Annotated in this window: 14 protein-coding genes and 1 pseudogene; 6 read left to right on the top strand and 9 right to left on the bottom strand. The window is 63.8% G+C overall.

Annotated elements, in window-relative coordinates; genetic code table 11:
- The first annotated feature begins 5 nt into the window (after positions 1-5).
- Genes tssM through C4Q26_RS01235 form a run of 3 tightly spaced genes read left to right on the top strand, consistent with a single transcriptional unit; the run spans position 6 to position 5,325 of the window.
- Entirely contained in the window at positions 6-3,533 is a 3,528-nt protein-coding gene (gene tssM, locus C4Q26_RS01245; protein ID WP_104882585.1) for a type VI secretion system membrane subunit TssM, read from the top strand.
- Positions 3,533-4,261 carry a PP2C family serine/threonine-protein phosphatase gene (locus C4Q26_RS01240; RefSeq protein ID WP_023380007.1) on the top strand — a complete coding sequence of 243 codons (729 nt, stop codon included), beginning with the start codon at positions 3,533-3,535 and terminating at the stop codon, positions 4,259-4,261. Before tssM ends, C4Q26_RS01240 begins: the two co-directional genes overlap by 1 nt.
- Positions 4,258-5,325 carry a serine/threonine-protein kinase gene (locus C4Q26_RS01235; RefSeq protein ID WP_023380008.1) on the top strand — a complete coding sequence of 356 codons (1,068 nt, stop codon included), beginning with the start codon at positions 4,258-4,260 and terminating at the stop codon, positions 5,323-5,325. The genes C4Q26_RS01240 and C4Q26_RS01235 overlap by 4 nt, the downstream gene beginning before the upstream one ends.
- On the opposite strand, the gene C4Q26_RS01230 is transcribed toward C4Q26_RS01235, so the two are convergent.
- Positions 5,313-6,935, bottom strand: coding sequence for a hypothetical protein (locus C4Q26_RS01230; protein ID WP_104881925.1), 1,623 nt, complete (start codon positions 6,933-6,935; stop codon positions 5,313-5,315). The two genes, C4Q26_RS01235 and C4Q26_RS01230, sit on opposite strands and share 13 nt — an antisense overlap.
- 333 nt (positions 6,936-7,268) lie before the next feature.
- Between C4Q26_RS01230 and C4Q26_RS01225 the strand changes: the two are divergent.
- Positions 7,269-7,620, top strand: a pseudogene (locus C4Q26_RS01225) (hypothetical protein); the annotation flags it as partial.
- A 246-nt stretch (positions 7,621-7,866) separates the two neighbouring features.
- Here the strand turns inward: C4Q26_RS01225 and C4Q26_RS01220 are convergent.
- The 8 genes from C4Q26_RS01220 to C4Q26_RS28015 all read right to left on the bottom strand — a co-directional run bounded on the left by C4Q26_RS01220 (position 7,867) and on the right by C4Q26_RS28015 (position 20,714).
- Positions 7,867-8,943 carry an autotransporter outer membrane beta-barrel domain-containing protein gene (locus tag C4Q26_RS01220; protein ID WP_023380011.1) on the bottom strand — a complete coding sequence of 359 codons (1,077 nt, stop codon included), beginning with the start codon at positions 8,941-8,943 and terminating at the stop codon, positions 7,867-7,869.
- Between the two features lie 370 nt (positions 8,944-9,313).
- Positions 9,314-11,467, bottom strand: coding sequence for a glycogen debranching protein GlgX (gene glgX, locus C4Q26_RS01215; RefSeq protein ID WP_104881923.1), 2,154 nt, complete (start codon positions 11,465-11,467; stop codon positions 9,314-9,316).
- A 116-nt stretch (positions 11,468-11,583) separates the two neighbouring features.
- On the bottom strand, positions 11,584-11,829 hold the full coding sequence (locus C4Q26_RS01210; protein WP_027907028.1) for a DUF2934 domain-containing protein: 246 nt from the start codon (positions 11,827-11,829) through the stop codon (positions 11,584-11,586).
- Between the two features lie 14 nt (positions 11,830-11,843).
- Positions 11,844-14,618, bottom strand: coding sequence for a malto-oligosyltrehalose synthase (locus C4Q26_RS01205; protein ID WP_104882584.1), 2,775 nt, complete (start codon positions 14,616-14,618; stop codon positions 11,844-11,846).
- Positions 14,615-16,684: a 4-alpha-glucanotransferase gene (gene malQ / locus C4Q26_RS01200; protein WP_104882583.1), complete on the bottom strand. Its 2,070-nt coding sequence runs from the start codon at positions 16,682-16,684 to the stop codon at positions 14,615-14,617. Before malQ ends, C4Q26_RS01205 begins: the two co-directional genes overlap by 4 nt.
- Positions 16,681-18,423 (bottom strand): malto-oligosyltrehalose trehalohydrolase, encoded by a 1,743-nt coding sequence (gene treZ / locus C4Q26_RS01195; protein ID WP_104881921.1) that lies wholly within the window; start codon positions 18,421-18,423, stop codon positions 16,681-16,683. The genes malQ and treZ overlap by 4 nt, the downstream gene beginning before the upstream one ends.
- A 14-nt stretch (positions 18,424-18,437) precedes the next feature.
- Positions 18,438-19,994: a glycogen synthase GlgA gene (gene glgA / locus C4Q26_RS01190; RefSeq protein ID WP_023380017.1), complete on the bottom strand. Its 1,557-nt coding sequence runs from the start codon at positions 19,992-19,994 to the stop codon at positions 18,438-18,440.
- A gap of 552 nt (positions 19,995-20,546) precedes the next feature.
- Positions 20,547-20,714 carry a DUF6026 family protein gene (locus tag C4Q26_RS28015; protein ID WP_023380018.1) on the bottom strand — a complete coding sequence of 56 codons (168 nt, stop codon included), beginning with the start codon at positions 20,712-20,714 and terminating at the stop codon, positions 20,547-20,549.
- 198 nt (positions 20,715-20,912) lie between these two features.
- Here C4Q26_RS28015 and gnd point away from each other — a divergent pair, with 198 nt between their 5' ends.
- On the top strand, positions 20,913-21,896 hold the full coding sequence (gnd, locus tag C4Q26_RS01185; RefSeq protein WP_023380019.1) for a phosphogluconate dehydrogenase (NAD(+)-dependent, decarboxylating): 984 nt from the start codon (positions 20,913-20,915) through the stop codon (positions 21,894-21,896).
- Positions 21,893-23,380, top strand: a complete 1,488-nt coding sequence (gene zwf / locus C4Q26_RS01180) for a glucose-6-phosphate dehydrogenase (RefSeq protein WP_023380020.1) — start codon at positions 21,893-21,895, stop codon at positions 23,378-23,380. The genes gnd and zwf overlap by 4 nt, the downstream gene beginning before the upstream one ends.
- Positions 23,381-23,465: the final 85 nt, after the last annotated feature.

Below are 23,465 nucleotides of genomic sequence, written 5' to 3'. Positions count from 1 at the left end.
CTGTGATGAAGAATGTTTTCAAGAAAGTCGGCGCATTCCTTGCCCGGACCTGGGTGTGGAGTCTGCTGCTGGTGCTGGCCCTGGCCTTGCTGGTGTGGTTCGTCGGGCCACTGCTGGCCGTCGCCGACGACAAGTTCTGGGAAGACGCCGCGGCGCGGCTGTTGACCATCAGTGTGCTGTTCCTGCTCTGGGGATTGTGGATGGTGTACGCCAGCTGGCGTGCCAACCATCGCAAGCAGAAGGCGCTGGAGAGCGAGGGCGGGCAAGAGCGTCTGGAGCGTGAAGAGCGCAAGTACGAAGCGGCCAAGGAAATCAGGGCGCGTTTCAAGCATGCCCTGGCCACGCTCAACACCTCGAGCCTGTACGGTGGCCGTCACGACCGCTGGCGTCGTGATCTGCCATGGTACCTGGTGCTCGGCGCCAATGGCTCGGGCAAGACCAGCCTGCTGGAGCATTCGGGGCTGGAGTTTCCCATCAACGCGCTGGAGCGCAGGCGCTCGCAGGACGCGGGCAATGGCGAATACTGCAATTACTACTTTGCCGAGCAGGGCGTGCTGGTCGACACCGGCGGGCGCTTCCTCGAACAGCGCGACAGTGAGCTGGACGGCCATGCCTGGCGCACCTTGCTCGACCTGCTGCGTCAGCGTCGACGCAATCGGCCGCTCAACGGTGTGTTGATCACCGTACCAATGGATACCTTGCTTGGCGGTGACGCGGCATTGAACGACTTGGCGCAGAAGGTTCGCTCGCGCTTGCAGGAGTTGCGCCAGCGCCTGCACCAGGACCTGCCGGTATACCTGGTGCTGACCAAGACCGACCGGCTGGCTGGCTTTGAGGAATTCTTCGACCAGCAGTTGCGAGAAGAAAACGAACAGGTGTTTGGCGTCACGTTCGGCAAAGGCAAGAATGGCGCCGATACCGAGTTACTGGCCAACGAGTTTCAGGGCCTGCTGCAGCGCCTGGGTGACCAGGTCACCCAGCGCATCCACCACGAGCGCAATACCTTGCGTCGTGCGCGCATCCTCGATTTCCCGCACCAGCTCGGACGCATCGGTGACCAATTGTGCCTGTTGGTGGATGCCGCTTTCACCGGCAACCGCTATCAGCGCGCCAGCCACTTGCGCGGTGTCTATCTGACCAGCGCGCCGCACCTTGCGCCGCAGGTCGATAGCGACAATGGCTTCCAGCCCGGTATGCCTGGGCACGGAATCCCGCGGGGGCGGGCGCGCTTCATGCTGCAGTTGTTCACCCGTGTCGTGTTTCCCGAATACGACCTGGCTGGCCTCGACCGCCGTGAGCGGCGCCGCATCAATTGGGGCCAGCGTGCCGTATACCTGACGGCACTCGGCGCGCTGGTGCTGTTCGGCCTGCTGTGGGCAAACAGTTTCTCCGGCAACCATGAGCGTCTGGAAGCGCTGCGTGAACTGGCTCGGCAATGGCAGCATCAGCACCAGAGCCTCGACGGCCGCGACGATGCCCTGGCCGCACTCAAGCCGTTGGATTCGGCCTACCAGGCAGCACGAGTGTTTCCCGACAGTGGCGATGTCTCGCTGCTGCAGCGCGCCGGCCTGTATCAAGGGGGGGCTGCCAACGAGGTGCTGCAACCTGCTTACCAGCGCGAACTCGAGCAAGTCCTGCTGCCGCGCGTCGGCAAGATGGTGGAAGAGCAGATTCGCAGCAACCTGAAGAACCGCGAACGCTTGCTCAACAGCCTGCGTGCCTACCTGATGCTGGGCGATCCCGAGCGTCGAGATCAGGACTGGTTGCAGGATTGGGTGGCAGCCGGCTGGTCGCAGCGCTACCGCGGCAACACCGCCGCGCAGGAGGCGCTCAACGCACACTTCGGGCGCCTGTTGCAGCAACCGTTCGCCTTGCCGCTCAATGATGCGCTGGTGGCACAGGCGCGTCAGGTGTTGCGTGCAGAGTCGCTGGCCAGCGTGGTCTACCGAGTGCTGCGAGAACAGGCCCGCAGTCTGCCCGAGTACCGCCTGAGCCAGCAGTTGGGGCCACAGGCGAGCCAGTTCGTGGGGGTCGACTATGGGATTCCGGGCTTCTACACCTCCCAGGGTTACCAGCAATACTTCTCGGTGCAGGGCGCCAACCTGGTCAACGACATCCTGCGTGACAACTGGGTGCTGGGGGAGGGGCCAGGTATCAGCGACATGGACATGCGACGGCTGATGGTGGCGCTGGAACAGTTGTATTTTCGCGACTACGCCAATTATTGGGGGGAGGCGATCAACCAGGTCGGCTTGATTCCGTTCAGCGACGCGGGGGAAGGCGCTGACCAATTGTCGGCGCTCACCGCCGCCAACTCGCCGTTGTTGCTGCTGCTGACCGAAGTGCGCGAGAACACCCGTTTCCCGACGTTGCCAGAGACGTCAGACGAGGGCGAGCAGGCAGCCGAGGCGGCCGCTGGCAAGGCCGCGGCCAAGAAGCTTGGCAAGAACGGCACTGCCGTGGCTGGCGCGGTCGCCGGCAAGGCCCGTGACGCCCTGGCCAAGCGACCGCTGCCAGACACCGCGCGCATGGCGCTGCAACGGCGCTTCGAGCCGCTGCACCGTTTGCTCGATGACAACAACGGCCCAGGGCCTGATCTGGCGCCGACCCTGCAAGCGCTGAACGATCTGCAACAACAATTGGCCGGGCTGGCGCGCTCCAACCAGGTCGAGGAAGCTTCGTACCAGATGGCCAAGGCGCGCATGTCGGGCCAACGTGACGCCTTGAGCAGCCTGCGCAACGGCACCGCCCGACTGCCACGGCCAGTGGCGGGCTGGTTCAACCTGCTCTCGGACGACATCTGGCGCATGGTCCTGAACGACAGCTACAACTACCTCAACCAGCGTTACCAGAGTGAGCTGTACAGCTTCTATGGCAAGGCCATCGAGTCGCGCTACCCGTTCAACGCCGCAGGCACCGGCGATGTGGCGATCAGCGATTTCCGCGACTTCTTCAAGGCCCAGGGTGTAGCCGACCAGTTCTTCGACAGCTACATGAAGCCGTTCGTCAGTGGCGAGCCAGGCAACTATCGCTTGCGCAGCCTGGACGGCCAGAGCCTGCCGATGACCAAGACGTTCCTTGAACAGATGGGCATCATCCAGGCTGTGCGCCAGAGCTTCTTTGCGCAAAACCCGCAAGAGCCGCAAGTGCAGTTCAAGCTCGAACCGTACACCCTCGATCCATCGGTGAGTCGCGCTGAGTTTCGCTTCGGTGACCAGGTGATCGACTACCGTCATGGTCCGATTGTTTCCACCACGTTCAAGTGGCCGACCGAGGCACAGGACGGCAACAGCAGCCTGACCCTGGAGCAAATCAATGGCCGCCCCATGTCGCTGGAAAAGAACGGCGGCCCGTGGGCACTGTTCCGCTTGCTCGACCTGATGCAGACCGAGTACCTCAAGGGCCGCGACACCATGGTGGTCAAGGCCAACGTCGGAGGTATGCGCGCCAACTACCTGCTGACCAGCCAGCGCTCGCCCAACCCGTTCGACCTGAACGTGTTGCGTGGCCTGCGGCTGCCGGGTGAACTCTGATGCTGCACGCCAACCCCTGGCGCAGTGCGGCGCGCACAGACGCCGGCAAGGTGCGCGCCCGCAACGAGGATGCATTTCTGGATTGCCCGCAGCATGGGTTGTGGGCTGTAGCGGATGGTATGGGAGGACATGAGGATGGCGATGTCGCCAGCCAGATGATCGTGGCCAGCCTGGCTGAACTGGCCCCTGCCGCCAGTTTCGACGAGCGTGTGGTCGCGGTCCGCCAATGCCTGCACTGGATCAATCGCCGCCTGGGCCAGGAGCTGACAGTGAGCGTCGAGGGCCACGCGCGAATCATCGGAAGCACAGTGGTCACGTTACTGCTTGAAGGCCGCCGTGGTGCATGCGTGTGGGCCGGCGACAGCCGTTGCTACCTGTGGCGTGGGCATCGGCTGTACCAGCTGACCCGCGATCATTCGCTTGCGCAGCAATTGATCGACCAGCAGCGCATGAGCGCCGAGCAGGCCCGTGGCCACCCCTCGGCACGCGCACTGACCCGTGCGGTGGGCGCCAGTGCCGAGCTCAAGCTGGAGGTTCTGGAGTTCGAAGCGTTGCCGGGCGATGTGTTCCTCCTGTGCAGCGACGGTCTCTACGACAGCCTTCAAAGCGATGGTCTCGGCCACGCCCTGGACCTTGCGTCGCCCGCCGATGCCTTGCAGCGACTGTTTGCTACTGCACTGGGCGGTGCGGCGAAAGACAACCTGACCGCAGTGGTGATCCATCAATGAGCGGCGACGCACTGGATATACTCGATGCCCTGGAGCAAGGTGGCGACGCCACCTACTTTTCCTTCACCCAGCCGGCCGGCGAGCCGGATCGGGGCAGCAATGGCAAGGGGCGGCGCAAGCGCCGTGGCAAGGGCAGGGCGGCAGAACCGTTGCCTGCAATCCCGGCAGCCGTCGACGTGTTGCCTGTGCCCGAGCTGTTGGCCGGCCGCTATCGCCTCGAGCGGCTGCTGGGGGCTGGCGGCATGGGCCTGGTGTATCGCGCTCGCGACTTGTTGCAGGAAAGCTACGGTGATCCGCAACCGTTGTTGGCGGTCAAGCTGATGAGCGACCAACTTGCTGCCTCGGCAGACGCCAACGCATTGCTGTTCAACGAATACGCGCTTACCAGCCGCTTGCGGCACCCCAACCTGGTGCGGTTGCATGGTTTCGCTGTCGATCCGCAATGCGGGCGCGCCTTCATCAGCATGGAGTTGATGCGTGGTCGTGCGCTTGACCGCGTACTCTGCGACCAGCCCCTAGGCCTGGCGTGGGCAGAGGTGCGTGAAATAGCCGTGCCGCTGCTCGACGCCCTGGCCTGTGTACACGGCCAAGGGGTGGTGCATGGCGATATCAAACCCAGCAATGTGATGCTCGGCGACGATGGCGTGCGTCTGTTCGACTTTGGCCTGGGCATGGCCGTGGAAGGGCCACTGGCCAGGTTGCCGCATTTGAGCTACGGCCGTTTCGAAGCCTGGACACCGGCCTATGCAGCGCCGGAGTTGTTCGAGGGCAGTAATCCCAGCAGGGCCAGCGACCTGTATGCCGTTGCCTGCGTATTGTATGAGCTGGCCTGCGGCCGTCATCCCTTCGAGCGTGTACCCTCGATCAAGGTCCGCGACCAGGCGCTGAGCTCGCGGCTTTCGGTGCCGCTTGGCATGCCGGCCAAGGCCTGGAGCGCATTGCGTGTGGCGCTGGCGTTCGACCCCGAGCAGCGCCGCGTGAGTGCGGCGCAGTTGCGTGATGCCTTTGCCGCCCAAGGACTGTGGGCGCGGCTCAGGAGCATGCGCAACACTCAGTCTTCCTGAGGGGTTGTAGCACCGAAGCCATAGCCGCGCAGCATGCCCTGGCGCAGGCCATTGCCCCAGGCATACAGGTGCGCCTGATGCGCAGCGGTCCAGTCCAACGTGTTGCGCGCCAGGGTTAACACCAGGCTATCGCTGTTGCCCGTGGTCAGTCCGAATGCCGGTACCTGTGACTTGCCCGTAAACAGCGCCATGCTGCCCAGTAGCAACACGTACAGCGCCAACAGTTTCAGGTACACGCCCGGAGGCTGCGGCAGCCCCAAACGCAGCAGGTACGCCAGCGTTCTGAACAGGTGCACCACCAACCCGATGCTGATCAGCAGCACGGTGACGCCTGGGGTTACCAGATCGCGGTAGCTGTCACGGCCGAGGGTAGAGAGGTCGTTGCTGGCCTCGACGCGTTGCTTCATCAGTTCGCGGGCGTCGTATTGCAGTGCCGGTCGGTAGACTGTGAGCGCGAAGGCTTCCTTGGTCAGGTAGGCATACAAAGTGATGCCAGCGGGTAGGGCCAAATCCTGTCGCCATTGGGCCTGGATGGCGTTAACTGCCAGGAAGCCCGTCCGCGTCAGGCCGGGTTCGATCCAGCCGGCGTCGATGCGTTGCTGGAGTGTTTCGGCGTATCGGTTACGTGCTTCGCGCCGCACCTGCCTGGCGACCGCCTGGTTGAAGCCGCGGCGGTCATCGGGGCGCCAGAGGTCGTTGACCGGAACGTTCATCTGCTCGCGTAGCACGTGGCGCACAGGTTGCCACTCAGCGAGCGGCAGGTTCCATGGATTGAGGGTGCGACCACGCTTGGTGAGCAGACGCAGGTAGTCGGTCCAGGCCTGGCCCTGGCGCTGGAGGATGGCCAGGCGGCTGGTTGCATCCGCGTAGAACTGGCTAGCGCGTCGGTACTGGCGGTAATGGTCCTCCTGCCTGCCGGTGGCTTGCAGGTAACGCTGGTAATTACGCTCCAGGCCCCCGCGTCGTTGGTCGGCGAGCTGCTCGAAGAACGCCTGCGGCGTGAGGCCGTCTGTCAGCGCCACTTGGGGACTGTCCGGTAGCAGCAGGGCCAATTCGGCCAGCCGCCATTTGCCCTCGGGGCTTTGCAACTGCGCGGGCGTGGCGGTCTGGCCGTCGATGCGCAGGTCATGTTCGAGCATGCGGTTGAGCAGCGGCATACCGAAGGCTGCCTGGGCTTGTTGGCTAGGGCTGGTGCGCTCGACCAGGCTATCGATCAGCAGGCGCTGGGCCTGGTTGCCAAGGTACAGGCAGCTTGTGCAGGTCAGCAGCGCCCACAACAGTGTGCGACCGAAGCCCCAGTTCAGGCGCAGCCCCTTGCGCAACAAGCAGCTCAATGCCAGCAGGGCCAGGGCGAAAGCCCCCAACCATTGGCCGTGGTCGGCGAGGCGTTGCAGCACCGCATGCGGCGCCAGGCTGCCGATCAGGTCGGTGATCTGCGCCAGGTATGCCAGGGCAAGCAGCAGGTACATCGCGCTTGGCAGCAGCATCAATTGCGCCAACAAACGGCCCTGGGCGCGCGTCAGCGGCAGGCTGCCGCCCCATAAGGCACGGGTTATACGCTGCCAGGGAGAGAGGTCTTGGCGGGTCCGTTGCAGTAGGGCGCCGAGCATCAGGCGTGGCCTGCTGGCAGAAAACGGGCAGGGCAGGGTGAAGCAGTAACGGAAGTGGTCACGCGCGGCGTTCCTTGTCGAATCGGTAGAGCATCCATGAGTGCGGCACGATGGTAGCACGTTGGTTTTGGTGGCGGCCGGCTTGCTGCATTTCGCGATGGCTTTTACAGCTTCGGCGCACTCTCCTGAGTCAACTGCGCAAGAAGTTGCGCACTCAAATGTCGATATACCTGTGCAAACATTCCTGTAGGCCTTAAGAAATATCCGTTGTGGCAGATGACGATGCCACCGCAGGCGTTCGATGCGATTGCCTGGTACCACTGCGATCACCTCGGCACGCCGATGGTCGCCGTGTGGCAGCACGAATACGACGCCCTCAACCAGCGCGCCAGCACCCTCCGCCCGGATGGCCACAAAGTCGGCTGGCTCACCTACGGCAGCGGCCACCTGCTGGGCATGACCCTCGACCACCACGAGATGCTCGCCTACGAGCGCGACGACCTGCACCGCGAAGTGGTTCGGCAGCAGGGCAACCCCAGGCCTGGGACCTGGTCGGGCGTTTGCAGGAGCAGTGGCTCGGCAGCCACGACAGCCCATCCACGCTGCTCAAGCGCCAGTACCGCTACGCCGTCGCCGTCCAGCTCACCCACTCCACGCCACCCGACGCGGCCCGTCGGAGTACCAGTAGTACCTGCTCGACCGCCCGCTGTAAGCCGATCCACGGTGTAACGAGTTGATGGACAACCGACTGCGAATACGTCGGTGCCGACTACCGCTGCGATGTACAAGGCGGTGGCGAATGCGAGTCCTTTCAACCTGTGCAGGTCACCCTTTGGCATGGCATCCAGGTCGGCCCGTAAGCGGACCCGCCACTCAATTCCGTCCCCTCTAAATGACCTAATGCCGCCCTTGCCCTATGCAGCAGTACACACTACCAACGCATCTTCACCCCCAAACTCCCAATCAACCCATTCAAGTCATTCCCATCCACATCACTGCTGTAATCGGCACTGACAAACAGCGCCACGGACGGGGTGACCCTGGCTACCAGTCCCAAGCCTAACTCCACCGTGGTCGAGTAGCGCGAGCTGGAAATCTTGTCGACCTGGTCCAGCTTCACCGAGTCGGCGTTGCTGAAGTCGTACCAGACGTTGGTCCGCACGTAAGGCTCGATCGGCATGCCGCGCACGGCGTAGCGGCCGGACAACTTGGCACCGACCCGGCCGCTCCAGCTGGGCTGGCTGTCGAAGGCCTGCAAGGTCTCTTCCTGCACTTGGCTGCCGGGGAAGAATTGTTGGTTGATCAACTGTGCCTGTGGCTCGATCACCCAGCCGCCTCCCAACTTGATCGGGTAGCCGCCTTCCACCGAGAAGGTCATCGCGTGGCCGCTGTCGTCCAGGCGCTGGCCGCTTTCGCCACGGCCGTTGACATCAATGCGCGAGCCCATGGCCACGGCATCCAGGTGCCAGCCGCGATCATGGGTCATGCTCCAGTACACCCCCAGGCTCTCGCCGCTGAGGTTGACCGCATTGCGCTGCTTGTCGCCAAGCAACGGGCGCATACCGTTGAAGGTGCTCTGCAGGTTGTTATGGCCAACGAAGATTCCCGCCCGGTGCACATTGCCCGCCGAGGATTCACGTACGAACAGGTCCGGGCCGATCATCAATTGCTGGCTGGGCGCTTCGAGCTGGTCTGGCGGCTGCGCGCCCTGGCGTTGCACGCTGGGGAAGAACTGCGACCATTGGCTGGCGACCAGGTCCGGTGCGGCCTGCCCGTGGCGCTCGCTCATGCGATCGGAAAACTCGTTCAGCGTGCCCAGGGTGAGGCCGACGGCGCTCACCGGGTCGAGTGACAGCTGTGGCATTGACGGTTGTTGCAGGAAGCGGTCGAAGGTCGGGTCGTCCTGCAATTCAAACGCCAAGGTTTCCACAGGGGTTGCCAGAAGCAGCGACGTGGAAACCGCGCAGAAAATGCTGTCGAAACGCCAGGGATTCGAGGTTCTTTTCATAGCGGATCTCCTCATTTTTTGTTGTACAGCCCAAGGACCTGGCCTGTTGTCACGAGCTGTACGGCAAAAACAGAGGGCGACCCAAACCAGCACGCCAGCTTTAGCAAGTGCGCACGAAGGCGCGAGCTAGAGGCCCGGCGTGATTTTTTACGCGTAGTGATAATGTTCAGCTAAGGAGAGGTCGGCGCTTGCGTCAAGAAAACGTGAAAGTCCCGTTCATGCCTTGGTGATTGGCTCAACGCTATGAATCTATTGATAAAAATTGTGGGCATAGCGATGTTCGCTATTTGCCGATCGGCGGCTATGCCGAATCATTGTTAGGGCTAGAGCTCAAGCTCCACCGCCGCTTGGGCGGTGGCGCCCGTTGGGTCTATTCATCTTCTCGTTGGAGCACCATCAGCAGCACCGAGCGGCCTTTGACTTCGAAGGTCGTATCGAACTGCAGATGCTGGGGTTTGCGCATCTCGGGCCTGTCGGTGTTGATCAGGCAGCTCCAGTAATCGCCCTCGGGTACGGCCGGTAGCAGGAACGGTACGGTGTCGTGGTAGGCATTGACGATCAGCAGGAGGGTAGCCTCCGAACCGGGGCGGGCGATGCCGCTCACCTGGGCGCGACCGTCCATTAGCATCCCCAGGCAGCGGCCATGGGGGTCTTCCCATTGTTCTACGCTCATTTCGCGGCCATCCGGTGCCAGCCAGGTGACGTCCTTGACCCCGATCGCTTCGTTGTAGTCTCCGACCAGGAAACGTGAGCGGCGCAGCACCGGGTAGGCCAGGCGCAGACGGGTCAGGCGTTTGACAAAGGCCAGCAGCTCTTCGCCTTCTTCGTCTAACTCCCAGTTCACCCAGCCGATCTCGCTGTCCTGGCAATAGGCGTTGTTGTTGCCATGTTGGGTCCGGCTGAACTCATCGCCGGCGACGATCATCGGGGTGCCCTGGGCCAGCAGCAAGGTCGCGAAGAAGTTGCGCATCTGCCGGGTGCGCAGGGCATTGATGGTCGGGTCGTCGGTCGGGCCTTCGGCCCCGCAGTTCCATGACAGGTTGTTGTCGGTCCCGTCCTGGTTGTTCTCGTCGTTGTCTTCGTTGTGCTTGTGGTTGTACGACACCAGGTCGCGCAGGGTGAAGCCATCATGGGCGGTGACGAAGTTGACTGAGGCATAGGGGCGTCGGCCACGGTTGTTGAACATGTCGCCCGAGGCGGTCATGCGCGAGGCGAAATCGGCTAGCTGGCCTTCGTCACCCTTCCAGAACGCACGCACGGTATCGCGGAAGCGGTCGTTCCATTCCGCCCAGCCCGGTGCGAAGTGACCCACCTGGTAGCCGCCGGGGCCGCAGTCCCATGGCTCGGCGATGAGCTTGACCTGGCTGAGCAGCGGGTCCTGGCGGCAGGCGACGAGGAAGCTGTGACGTTCGTTGTAGCCGTCGTGGTAGCGCCCGAGAATGGTCGCCAGGTCGAAGCGGAAACCATCGACGCGCATCTCGCCGGCCCAGTAGCGCAGCGAGTCGGTCACCAGTTGCAGTACGCAGGGGTGGCTCAGGTCGAGGGTGTTGCCTGTGCCGGAATCGTTGATGTAGTAGCGCTTGTCATCCGGCATCAAGCGGTAGTACGAGGCGTTGTCGATGCCGCGCATGGACAGCGTCGGACCGAGTTCGTTGCCCTCGGCAGTGTGGTTGTAGACCACATCGAGTATCACCTCCAGGCCGGCATCATGCAGGTGAGCGACCATCTCCTTGAACTCGGCGATCTTGCCGCTGGCCAGGTAGCTGGGATGCGGCGCGAAGAAGGCGATGCTGTTGTAGCCCCAGTAGTTGTTCAGGCCTTTTTGCAGCAGGTGCTGGTCGTTGACGAAGGCATGGATCGGCAGCAGCTCGATGCTTGATACACCCAGGTCCTTGATGTGCTTGAGCAACTCGTCATTGGCAAGGCCGGCGAAAGTGCCGCGCAGAGCTTCCGGCACCGCCGGGTGACGCATGCTGATGCCCTTGGTGTGGGCTTCGTAGATGATCGTGCGCTCCCAGGGCACCAGCACGCGCTGATCGCGGCCCCAGGTGAAGGCAGGGTCGATCACCTTGCACTTGGGCACGAAGGGCGCGCTGTCGCGTTCATCGAACGACAGGTCGCCGTCGGGGTGGCCAATGGTGTAGCCGAACAAGGCTTCGGACCATTTCAGGCCACCGACCAATTGCTTGGCATAGGGGTCGATCAGCAGTTTGTTGGGGTTGAAGCGGTGGCCGTTCTCTGGCTCGTAAGGGCCATGCACGCGGTAGCCGTAGACCAGCCCCGGATGCGCGTCGGGCAGGTAGCCGTGGTAGATCTCGTCGGTGTACTCGGGTAGCTCGATGCGCTCCAGTTCCTCTTCGCCGCTGGAGTCGAACAGGCACAGTTCGACTTTGCTGGCGTTGGCCGAGAACAATGCGAAGTTGACCCCCAGCCCATCCCAGGTGGCACCAAGGGGGAAGGGCAGTCCTTCGCGGATCCGCGATGGGGCGACAGAGCGGGTTTTCTTTGGGGTGCGGGGGCTCATGGCAATCCTCGAGGGCCTGTGTGGAGGGAAATGTAGGCGGGCTCATCACCGGCAAGCTGGCGCCTGCAAAAGGGCAAGGGCTGGCTACCGGCGATGAGGCCGAGACTGATACCGATTCAGCCGGCAGTGGGCTTTTTCACCGCGCGCGGCTTCTTCACCGGCGCCGGCTTTTCGGCCACGGCAGGGGCTTTAGGTTTGGCCGGGGCGCGCTTGCGTGGCGCCGCCTTGGGCGCCAGGGACTCGGCTTCCGCAAGCTTGCGCGCCATGTCCCAATGGCGCTCTTCCTGGCCTACGGGTTTACCTTCCGACTCCCAGATCTGATAGGCAAATTCGCGAATACGCTTTTCATCGACGCTCATCATGACGCTCCTGATGTTCAAGATTGTTGTATCAACAGATTGACCGGAAACTTCGCCAGTACGCTGTTCAACATCAGCTCCTTACAAGGGCTGACCGCACCGGTGGTGAAAAGTCCCGTCGTATTGGCAGGCGACAAGGCAAACGGCAGGATCAGCCGGGTGTCGTCCCAGTTCTGCGCTGGGATCAACGGTGTAGGGGCATCGCCAAGCAGGCTGCTGGCAAGGCGTGGGGCAATCACGATGGCGCGTTCATCTTCGCCCAGGCGGGCGAAGGCCACGACCTTGTCGGCATGTCGGCCCTGCACGGTCAACGGCAGGTAGGCTCCGCGACGGAACAGCGCGGAGTGTGCCTGACGGCAATCCAATACCTGCGACACCAGCGCCTGCTTGATACGTCCGTCGCGCCAGTGCATGAGCAGCGCGTCGAGCGGTGTGGCAGCGTCCAGGGTGCGACGCCTGCAAGCGTAGTCCACGGGGCGGCGGTTGTCCGGGTCGACCAGGCTGAAATCCCAGTACTCGTTGCCTTGGTACAGGTCGGGCACGCCGGGCACGGTCATGCGCAACAGCGTTTGTACCAGGCCGTTGAGAGCGCCAGGGCAGGCGATCAGGCGCACCGCGTCGGCCAGCGACTGGCGCAGCTGCTGGTTCTGGCGGTCCAGCAGCAGGCTATCGACGTAGGCTGCACAGGCCGTTTCGTAGGCTGTGTTCGGCGCATTCCAGCTGCTGCGAAGCTTGGCCTCGCGCAGCGCTTTCTGCTGCCACTGACGGATACGCTCGGCATAGCTGCGCAGCGCGGCATCGTCGTGCAGGTCGAGCTCCAGTGGCCAACTGCCCAGCAGCGTCTGGAATAGCAGCAACTCATCGCCGGGACTAGGGGCCAGGCCGTCCTCCAGCGACTCGCGCAATGGGGCGGCGAGTTCGCGCCAGTGCTCGACGCGGCTGGCCAGCCAGGGCGCGCGCTCGCTGAGCACGGCCAGGCGCGCGCGGCAGTCCTCGCCACGTTTGTGGTCATGGGTGGCGGTCGTCAGCAGGTTGTCGGGGTAGTGGCGCAGCCGGCGTTGGGCCTGGCTGTGGAACTCGGCCGCATCGGCATAGAACCGTTCGGCCTCGAAGCCTACATCGTTGCGCGACAGCAGGCGGCCGCTGCGGTAGAAGGCGGTGTCTTCCACCGCCTTGGCGGCGCTGGGGGCGGTGAGCTGCTGGAAGCGCACGCAGGCATGGCGCAGGTGTTTGCGTGGCTTGCCCGCAGGCAGGTGCCGCCAGGGCTGGCCGCCCAGCCATTGTTCGAGCTGCGCCAGCAGCGGCCAGTCGGCTTCGCCGAGATCCTGGCGGGCACCGGCAAGCGCCTGCTGAAAGAAAGCTTCGTCTTCGGCCGGGCGCCCGCAGGCATTGAAGTACGTGCGGTAGACTGGGTAATGCGCGACCAGCGCCTGCACGGCGCGGCGGATCGCGCCCAAAGTCAGGTCGCGGGTCATCAGGTCGTCGCGGGCGACCTGAAGGAGGGCTTGGGCCACCGACTCGCAGTCGCCGGCCAGGCTGGCATTGAGCACCAGGTGCCGCGCCTGGCGGACCTCTTCGGGGAAGTCGGGGCGTTCGCTGATGCTCGACCACAACTCGCTAAGCGGCGCCTCGCCAGCGGGGGCGTGCTGCAGCAGCGACACCTGGTTCATGAACTCGTAGCCGGTGGTGCCGTCGGTCAGCCAGTCGCGATGCAGGTGCTCGCCGGCGCCGAGAATTTTTTCCACGTAGATCGGGAAATGCTCGACTGCCGCGTTCACGGGGCGCCGTGCCAGCAGACGATCGACCCGCCTGCGCAGCTTGCGGCAGTACTGGCGCGGATCGGCCAGGCCGTCGATATGGTCGATGCGCAGGCCGTCGACCAAACCGCGCTCGATCAGCTCGAACAGCTTGGCGTGGGTAGCCTCGAACACCACGGCACGCTCGACCCGCAGGCCGCCCAGTTCGTTGATGTCGAAAAAGCGCCGCCAGTTGATGTCGTCGGCGGCGGTTCGCCAACTGGCCAGGCGGTAGGTCTGGCGTTCGAGCAGCGCGTGCAGGTGCTTGAAACCCGCTGTGCTGCGGCTATCGAAGGCCTGCAGCGCGGATGCCAGGTCGGCACCATCGGCGACGCAGCGTGCCAGTTCTGCCTGCAAGGGCAGGGCAGCGTGCAGGGGCTCGTCAGCCAGGTGCAGGGCGGCGAAGCGTGGGGCCAGGGCCTGCAACTGGGGGTCAGGACTCTGTGCGAGGACCCGGCCATAGTCCACCGGGCAGATCGGGAAACGGTGGTCGTAGTGGGCGATATGCAGCACACCGTGCTGATCATCGAAGGTCAGCGGTATTTCGCCGTTCTTCAGTGCCAGCCCATAGTCGTTGCCGAGGAAGGGCAGCAACAGTTGCCCGGCCAGTAGCGGGTCGCTGGAGTGCCACTGGATGTCGAAGAATTCGGCATACGGGCTGCGCCGTCCCCAGGCCAGGAGGCTCTGCCACCAAGGGTTGTCGGCCCCGCCGACGGCCATGTGGTTGGAAACGGTGTCCACGATCAGTCCCATGCCGTGCTGGCGCAACGCGCTCACCAAGCGCTCAAGGGCGGCCTCGCCACCCAGTTCGGGGTTCACGCAGGTGGGGTCGACCACGTCGTACCCATGACGTGAGCCGGCGCGTGCCTTGAGGAGGGGGGAAGCGTAGAGGTGGCTGATGCCAAGCCGGGCGAAATACGGCACCAGCGGCACCGCATGGTCAAGGGTGAAGTCACTGTGAAATTGCAGGCGCTGGGTGGCGGTCAATGGCTTCATCGGTCACGCTCCCAGGCTTGTTCGCGCGCCTGGGCCAGTAGCTCCAGGCGACGGGAGGCATCTTCATCGTCGAGCAATTTGCCAACGGGCTGGGCAAAGCGACGGCGCCAATTGGGGTGGCTGTGAGTGGTGCCCGGCAAGTTGGGCTGTTCGTCGCTGCCGAGCAGGTCTTCGAGGGGCACCAGGACCAGCGGTGCGCGGGTGTGGCCAACGAAGCGGATGGCGGCGTCGATGATGGCGGCGTTGTCTTTCAAGGAACCGTAGTTGGCCTCGAGGATGTGGCGCAGGCCGGCTTGTTCTTTCTGTCGCTCATGGCGCCAGTGCAGTTCGGTGGCAGCGTCGATCAATTGCAGGCGGTGGTTCCAGTCGATGTCGCGGCTTTCCAGCCAGCCGGCCAGAGGTGCCAGGTCGTGGGTGCCGGTGGTGGCCAGCGCGTTGTCCGGCCAGTCGAGGATCGCTTTGAAGTGCCCCGTCGATGTCTGTTCGAACGGCAGCACACGCATGCCGAGTATGGCTTTTGCGGCCAGTCGTTCGCGCAAGCCATCAGGGACGGTGCCGAGGTCTTCGCCAAGAATGATCGCGCGATGGCGTACCGATTCCAGAGCCAGCAAGCGCAGCAGGTCGTCCACTGGGTATTGGAGGTAGGCCCCTTCGGTTGGCTTGGCACCTCGCGGAATCAGCCACAAGCGGCGTAGCCCCATCACGTGGTCGATGCGCAGGCCGCCGGCATGGGCCAGGTTGGCTCGCAGCATCTCAATGAAGGCGCGATAGCCATTGCGCTTGAGGCCCTCGGGGGAAAAGGCGCAGATGCCCCAGTCCTGCCCCGAGCGGTTCAGGATGTCGGGCGGAGCACCCACCTTGAGGTCGGCCAGCAGTTCGTCCTGGCGGCTCCAGGCCTGGCTGCCGGCCCCGTCGGCACCCACCGCCAGGTCGGCGATCAAACCTATCGCCATGCCATTGCTGCGGGCCGCGGCCTGGACGCGTTGCAGGCCGCGCTCGGTCAGCCATTGGCAAAATGCCTGGAACTCGACCTCGGCCTGATGGGCGTCGGCGAACGCCTCGACTTCAGGGTGATAAGGGTCGTGCCAGGCACTTGGCCAGGCTCGCCAGTCAGCGCCCAGACCTCGTGCCTTGGCCTGGATCTGTAGCACTTCGAAGCGGCAGTGGTGCTCCAGCGCCTGGCCACCGGCGGCGCGGAAACTGTCGAAGTCCTCGCGCAGCGGGTGATCGCTCTGGCTGAAATCCCGATACAGGGCTTGCAGCAGACGTTCATGGGCATCGGCTGCGCGGGGCCAGTCGACCAGAGGGCCTTGTTCCAGGTCTTCCAGGATGTGTTCAAGGCCGCAGGCCTCGATGGCCATGCGCACGGCGCGCTCGCCGAGCAGTGCGGCGGGGCTTGAATACAGGGTGTTGAGCAACAATCGGCTGGATGGCGAGTAGGGGCTGTAGTGCTCCTGGTCGATGGCCGAGAGTGCATGAACCGGACTGATGGCCAGGGCATCGGCACCGCGTTCGGCGGCGCTGCGAGCGAGTTGCTCAAGGGCCAGGCAGTCACCGAAGCCACCGTCGCCGTCGCGGCGCAGGCTGTAAAGCTGCACGGCCAGGCCCCAGCAGCGTGGCGGCGGTTGCGTCACGGCCTCGTCCAGGCTATGGCAGCGCAGCGGTGCCACAGCCAGGGTGAAGCTGCGGCTGTCGATGTCCACGGTGTGATAGCCGATGGGCAGGTCACCGGGCAGGCGGGCCTGGGCGTCCAGGGTCAGCAGGCGCTGGCTGCCATCCTCCAAGGTGCAATGGGCCTGGGTTGCGGCGCTGAAGTAGCGTTGCAGTGGCAACGGCTGGCCGACGTCGGCAGTCAGCAGCGGCGGTAGGTGCTCGCTGTCTTCGGCTGCTTCCACGGCCCGCAGGCTGGCCAGGACAGCGGCATCGTCCTGGGCGCAGTGGCCCAGGGCTTCGAGCACGTTGCGCAGCACATCGTCGCTGACCTGCTGGGGCCTGGCGTTGGCGTCGATCCAGTCGCGGGCCAGACCGACGCGGGCAGCCAGGCGGTGCAGTGGGGTATCGCTCATGGGCGCTCCTGACCAGGTGTGAGCAGGCTGACCACGCAGCTGTAGGCGGCCAGGTGGGAATCGGGGTGGGCACTGTCGCTGGTGTCGAACACGCGTTGTTCGAAGCCGGGCAGTCCGACCGGTTGGGCGGTGTCGGCCAGGTTCAGGTCGATACGCAGGGTATTGCCATTGCCCAGGCGCCAGCGGGCGGTGAGGGCTTTTTCGCCGAGCACCTCGGCACCCAGCGCACGGCAACCAGGTAGCTGCGGGATGATGTAGCGGTGGCGCAGGTCGAGCAGGTGCTGGTAAAGACCGTGCCAGCCGGCGAGCACTTCCTTGGCCAGAGGCCGGGAAGCGTCGAAGGTGTCTGGCGCATTGGGGTCGGGGATCTGCTCGCGTGATTGCGGCTGGGTGAATGCAGCGAAGTGGGCGAACTCGTTGCGCCGGCCCTCGCGCACGGCATCGGCCAGTTCGTCGTGAAAATCAGTGAAGAACAGGAACGGCCGGCAACTGCCGTCGTCGTCGCCCATGAACAGCAGCGGAATCATCGGTGCCATCAGTAACAGGGCGGTGGCGGCGCGTAAGGCCGCAGGCGGGCAGAGCCGGCTCAGGCGCTCGCCGAGGGCGCGGTTGCCGATCTGATCATGGTTCTGCAGGAACAGCACGAACGAGGTGGGCGCCAGGTGCCCGCTGGGCTCGCCCCGTGGGGTGCCGTGGCGGTTGGCCTGGCCCTGGAACACGAAGCCTTCTGTCAGGCAGCGTGCCAGCTGTTCGATCGGGCGGTGCTGGTAGTCGGCATAGTAGCCTTCGGTTTCACCCGTCAGCAGTACATGCAGGGCATTGTGGCCGTCGTCGTTCCACTGCGCATCGAAGCCTTGTTCCAGCAGGAAAGCCTGGTTGTGCTCGTTCTCCAGCACCAGCCAGACATGCCGGCCGGGGGAGACGGCTGCGCGCACCCGTTGTGCCAACTCGCGCAGGAAGTCGGGGTGGTCGATGGCGTGCACCGCATCCAGGCGCAGGCCATCGCAGCGGTAGTCGCACACCCACATCAGTGCATTCTGAATGAAGAACTCCCGCACCTCGGGGCGACGGAAGTCGATGGCCGCGCCCCAGGGGGTGTGTTTGTCCTCGCGGAAGAATGGGCTGGCATAGTGGTGCAGGTAATTGCCGTGGGGGCCGAAGTGGTTGTAGACCACATCCACCAGCACCATCAGCCCCTGGCCGTGGGCCTGGTCGACCAGCGCGCACAGTTGCTCTGGGCTGCCATAGCTGTGCTGGGGGGCGTAGGGGAACACGCCGTCGTAGCCCCAATTGCGCGTGCCGGGGAACTGCCCGAGGGGCATCAGCTCGATGGCGCTGATACCCAGCTGTGCCAGGCGCGGCAGCTGCCGGGCAACCCCGGCATAGCCATCGAGCACACCCACGTGCAATTCCTGGATCACGGCCTCGTGCCATGGTCGACCCTGCCAGGGGTGCTGCCAATCATAGGCGTGCGTATCCACCAGTTGGCTAGGGCCGTCGACCCCCTCGGGCTGGTAGCGTGATGCCGGGTCGGCTACCCATTGCTCGCCGTCGATACAATAGCGATAACGGTCACCGGCCTGGCACTGGGCAACCCCGGTGTACCAGCCGTCGTTTTCCGGCAGTAGCTCGATCGCCGGCTGTTGCTCCAGCTGAAGGCTCACGCTGCGCGCATCCGGCGCCCAGAGGGCGAAGCGCGCCGACGTGGCGTCCAGCAGGTGTGCGCCATGCCTGTGCATCTTCGGCCTCCGCTCTAGTGGCTGAACTGTGCCTGTTTGACCAAGTCCTCGTAGAGGCGGGCGTAGGGTTCCACCGCCTGGCACCAGTTGAACGGTTGGGTCATTGACAGGCAGCGCATGGCATTGAGCAGGTCCGGTTTGCCGTAGACATAAAAGGCTCGGCTCAAGGCTTCGCGGTAGCTCTCGACCGTCGACTCGTCGAACAGGAAACCGGTGACACCGTTTTCGATGGTGTCGGCCAGCCCGCCCGTATTGCGTGCCACTGGCAGCGAGCCGAAGCGCTGAGCGTACATCTGGCTCAGGCCACAGGGCTCGTAGCGAGAGGGCATGAGCAGGAAGTCGCTGCCAGCGAACATGCGCCGGGCATCGGTTTCGTTGAAGCCGATGCGCACGCCGATACGGCCGGGGTGGCGCAGGGCCAACTCACGCATGGCTTGCTCTTCTTCGGGCTCGCCACGGCCGATGATCGCGATCTGCCCGCCCTGTTCGACGATGTAGTCGGCGACGCCCAGGGTTAGGTCCAGACCTTTCTGGTACACCAGTCGCGAAACCACGGCGAACAGTGGGCCTTCGGACGGTGCCAGCCCGAACAGCTCACGTACCTCTTGGGCATTGCGCGCCTTGCCGTCCCAGTCGTTGATGCTGAAGTTGTGCTGCAGGTACTTGTCGGTGGCCGAGTCCCAGCTTTCGTCGATGCCGTTGGGGATGCCGCCGAGCAGGCCTTGCTGGGCCTTGCTGGCGAGGAAGCCATCCAGGCCGCAACCGAATTCGGGGGTGGTGATTTCCCGGGCGTAGGTGGCACTGACCGTGGTGATATGGCTGGAATAGGCAAGGCCTGCCTTGAGGAACGACAGCTTGCCGTAGAACTCCATGCCTTCCTGCTGCATGGCGTGCTCGGGGATCGCCAGTTCCGGGCTGCAACCGCGGCTGTAGACCCCTTGATAGGCGAGGTTGTGGATGGTGAACAGGGTCGGCGTGTTGAGCCCGCGCCAGTGCATGTAGGCGGGAGCAAGGCCGGCCGGCCAGTCATGGGCATGGACCACCTCGGGCTTCCAGTGGATCATGCCTTCGCCGGCAGCGATCTCGGCTGCGGCCAGGCCCAGGCGGGCGAAGCGGATGTGGTTGTCAGGCCAGTCGCGGCCGTTGTTGGCACCATAGGGTGTGCCGTCGCGCTGATACAGTTCGGGGCAGATCAGCACATAAATGACCAGCCCGTCGGCCAAGTCCATGCGGCCGATCTTGCACGGCGGCAGGGCCGCGTGACCGCCCAATTCGCCAACGATGTGAATGGGGTTGTCGCTCTCCATCACCTGGCGGTAGCCGGGGATCAGTACCCGGACATCATGCAGGTGAGCAAGCGCCCGAGGCAGTGCCGCGGACACGTCGCCCAACCCGCCGGTCTTGACCAGGTCGGCGATTTCCGAGGTGACGAACAGGATCTTGCGCTTGTTGGGATTGTGCTGGCGCTGGGCGCCAGGTGCCTTGGCTGTCGTGGCGAAGTCCGGGGTAAGCGGCTCGCGATTGTCCGGTTTGAATGAATCTACATGAGGTTCGACAGCGGCACTGATCATACTTCTCTCCGTCCCTATGTTTGGTCGGGTGCTGGCACCCTTTGCGTTATGTCGTGCTGGTTCTCTCTGAATGCGTTTCTTCGTAGTGCAGTCCTTGCCCCTGAGTCGTGCGCGCAGGCACTGCGCGATCGGCATTCCGGCCGAAAGCGTTTGACTGAATGGGGTGGGTAAGCCTTAGCGTGGGAAGTCCCTTTGCAATGGCCTGTTTACTCCATGACCCGCCGCCTTTTCAGAAAGTTCGACTTTTTTTCCGTCGCTTTTCTACACAGCAAATGGCGGGCCGAAATCAGAGTGTAGGAGACAGGGAGATAAAAAGGTGACCCGTCGGTCACTTTCGTTATGACGCGCGTTAGACGCAAACGTTGGCGTATGTGACAGGATGTGAATGGTGTGTTCCAGGGTGGGGCAGGGGCCAGAAGCGCGTGCGACATGATGTGTCGGCAAATAGCACCTCGCACCGTTTTGGTGCGTCATGGGGAGGGTGTAGGCGGGCGTATAAAGCATGATGTGAAGCAGAGTGGGAGCCAGGAGAGCCCCCACGACAGGGTTCAATCAGACGCTGACGGCTTTGCCACCGTTGCGGCTTTGTGCCAGTTGCAGGTTCAGCAGGGCCACCTGCTGCTTGAGTTGGTCGCGTTCTTCTTTCAAGCGAGCCAGTTCGTCGCGGCGGACGCTTACATATAGGGTCTGGACGGGAGTAGCAGGCATCAAGGTACCCATTGCACACCTCGCAATTGGCTAGTGACGTTTTAAGCGTAGACGCTCGCGCGGCGCGCATTCTGAATTCTTTCTGCCGCGTTGGGAACTTTTTTGTTTATGGTTGTCGCGCCGTTCGTCGGTGAACCTCATGGCGGAGCGCTGGACTAATCTGAACACCTGAACCGCCTTGTCATCCATTTCTAAGGGGAGCGTCGGCACATGCAACTGGGAATCGTCGGGCTGGGCCGCATGGGCGGCAATATCGCAAGACGGCTGATGCGCGCAGGGCATCGCACCGTGGTCAACGACCGCAACCGTGAAGCCATTACGGCACTGGAGGGGGAGGGCGCGCAAGGCGCGCACGACCTCGGCGCACTGGTACAGAAGCTGAAGGCACCCCGCGCAGTATGGGTAATGCTGCCTGCGGGCGAGCCGACCGAGCAGACCATCGCCCAACTGGCCGACATGCTCGAGCCGGGCGATGCGATCATCGACGGCGGCAATACGTTCTACAAGGACGATGTACGCCGCGCCGCCGAACTTGCCAAGCGTGGGCTGCATTACCTGGATGTCGGCACCTCGGGTGGCGTGTGGGGCCTTGAGCGTGGCTACTGCATGATGATCGGCGGTGAAAAAGAGGTGTTCGAGCGCCTCGAGCCGCTGTTCAAGGCCCTGGCGCCCGGTGTCGGCGACATCCCGCGTACCCAGGGGCGCAGTGGTGAGTACCAGCGTGCCGAGCACGGCTACATCCATGCAGGCCCGCCCGGCGCCGGGCACTACGTGAAGATGATCCACAACGGCATCGAATATGGGCTGATGCAAGCCTACGCCGAGGGCTTCGACCTGCTGCGCAGCAAGGGCGGCAATGAGCTGCCAGAAGAGCAGCGCTTCGACCTCGATGTGGCTGAAATCGCCGAAGTCTGGCGCCGCGGCAGCGTCGTCACCTCCTGGCTGCTTGACCTCACCGCCGATGCGTTGGTTGCCGATCCGCAGCTCGCGCAGTTCAGTGGCTCGGTGTCCGACAGCGGCGAAGGGCGCTGGACCATCGACGCCGCCGTCGAGCAGGCCGTGCCGGTGCCGGTGCTCTCCAGCGCGCTGTTCGCCCGCTTCCGTTCACGCCAGCAGCAGGGGACTTATGGCGACAAGATCCTTTCTGCCATGCGCCTGGGTTTCGGTGGCCACATCGAGAAGAAAGGCGAATGACCAGACCGACCATTCCTGCTGCCCCCCCTTGCACCCTGTTTCTGTTCGGCGCCAACGGTGACCTGGTCAAGCGCCTGCTGATGCCGGCGCTGTACAACCTCAGCCGCGACGGGTTGCTCGACCGTAACCTGCGCATCGTTGGCGTCGACCACAACCCGGCCAGCGCAGAAGACTTCGCCGAGCGCCTGCACCGCTTCATGCTCGAACGCGACCCCCAGTGCCTGGACGAAAAGCGCTGGCAGCGTCTGGCCAAGTCGCTGGATTACCAGACCGGCGATTTTCTCGATCCGGCCACCTACACCGCCCTGACCAAACGCATCGACAAGACCAGTCATGGCAACGCGATCTTCTACCTGGCCACTTCGCCACGATTCTTTCCTGAAGTGGCCCAGCGCTTGGGTGAGGCCGGACTGCTTGACGAGCGCGCAGGGGGCTTTCGCCGGGTGGTGGTGGAAAAGCCGTTCGGCACCGACCTGGCCAGCGCCGAAGCCTTGAACGCCTGCTTGCTCAAAGTGATGAGCGAGCGGCAGATCTACCGCATCGACCACTACCTGGGCAAGGAAACGGTGCAGAACATTCTGGTCAGCCGCTTCTCCAACGGCCTGTTCGAGTCGTTCTGGAACAATCACTACATCGACCACGTACAGATCACGGCGGCGGAGACCGTCGGCGTCGAAACCCGGGGGGCGTTCTACGACCATACCGGCGCACTGCGCGACATGGTGCCCAACCACTTGTTCCAGCTGTTGGCGATGGTCGCGATGGAGCCGCCGGCAGCCTTCGGCGCCGACGCTGTGCGCAGCGAGAAGGCCAAGGTCATTGGCGCCATTCGGCCCTGGTCGACGAAGCTTGCGTTGAAGAATTCGGTGCGCGGCCAGTACACCGCTGGCAAACAGGGCCGCAAGCGCCTGCCCGGTTACCGCCAGGAGCCCAATGTTGCCGAAGACAGCCAGACCGAGACCTACGTCGCGCTGAAGGTGATGATCGACAATTGGCGTTGGGCCGGTGTGCCGTTCTACCTGCGTACCGGCAAGCGCATGAGCGTGCGTGATACCGAGATCGCCATCTGCTTCAAGCCTGCACCCTATGCTCAGTTTCGCGAGTCCGAGCTGGAGCGGCCGAAGCCCAACTACCTGAAGATCCAGATCCAGCCTAACGAAGGCATGTGGTTCGACCTGCAGGCCAAGCGCCCTGGGCCGGAACTGGTGATGGAGAACGTCGAGCTCGGGTTCGCCTACAAGGATTTCTTCAAGATGACCCCGGCCACCGGCTACGAGACGCTGATCTACGATTGCCTGACCGGCGACCAGACCTTGTTCCAGCGCGCCGACAACATCGAGAACGGCTGGCGCGCGGTGCAGCCGTTTCTCGACGCCTGGGCCACGGACGGTGAAGTGCATGCATACCCGGCGGGCGAGGATGGCCCTGAAGCGGGCAACGAGCTGTTGGCCCGGGACAAGCGTGAGTGGCACACGCTGGGTTGACCGACCGCTGGCCCCCTATTGCGCCAAGGTCCAGGCCATCACAGCATGAAGCCGCACAACGGCTGCCTGCATTCCCTGCAAACCT

This window comes from Pseudomonas sp. SWI44, assembly GCF_002947915.1.
GTDB lineage: Bacteria > Pseudomonadota > Gammaproteobacteria > Pseudomonadales > Pseudomonadaceae > Aquipseudomonas > Aquipseudomonas taiwanensis.
Note: the sequence above shows the minus strand (reverse complement) of the source record. Positions and strands in the feature narration are given on the sequence as shown.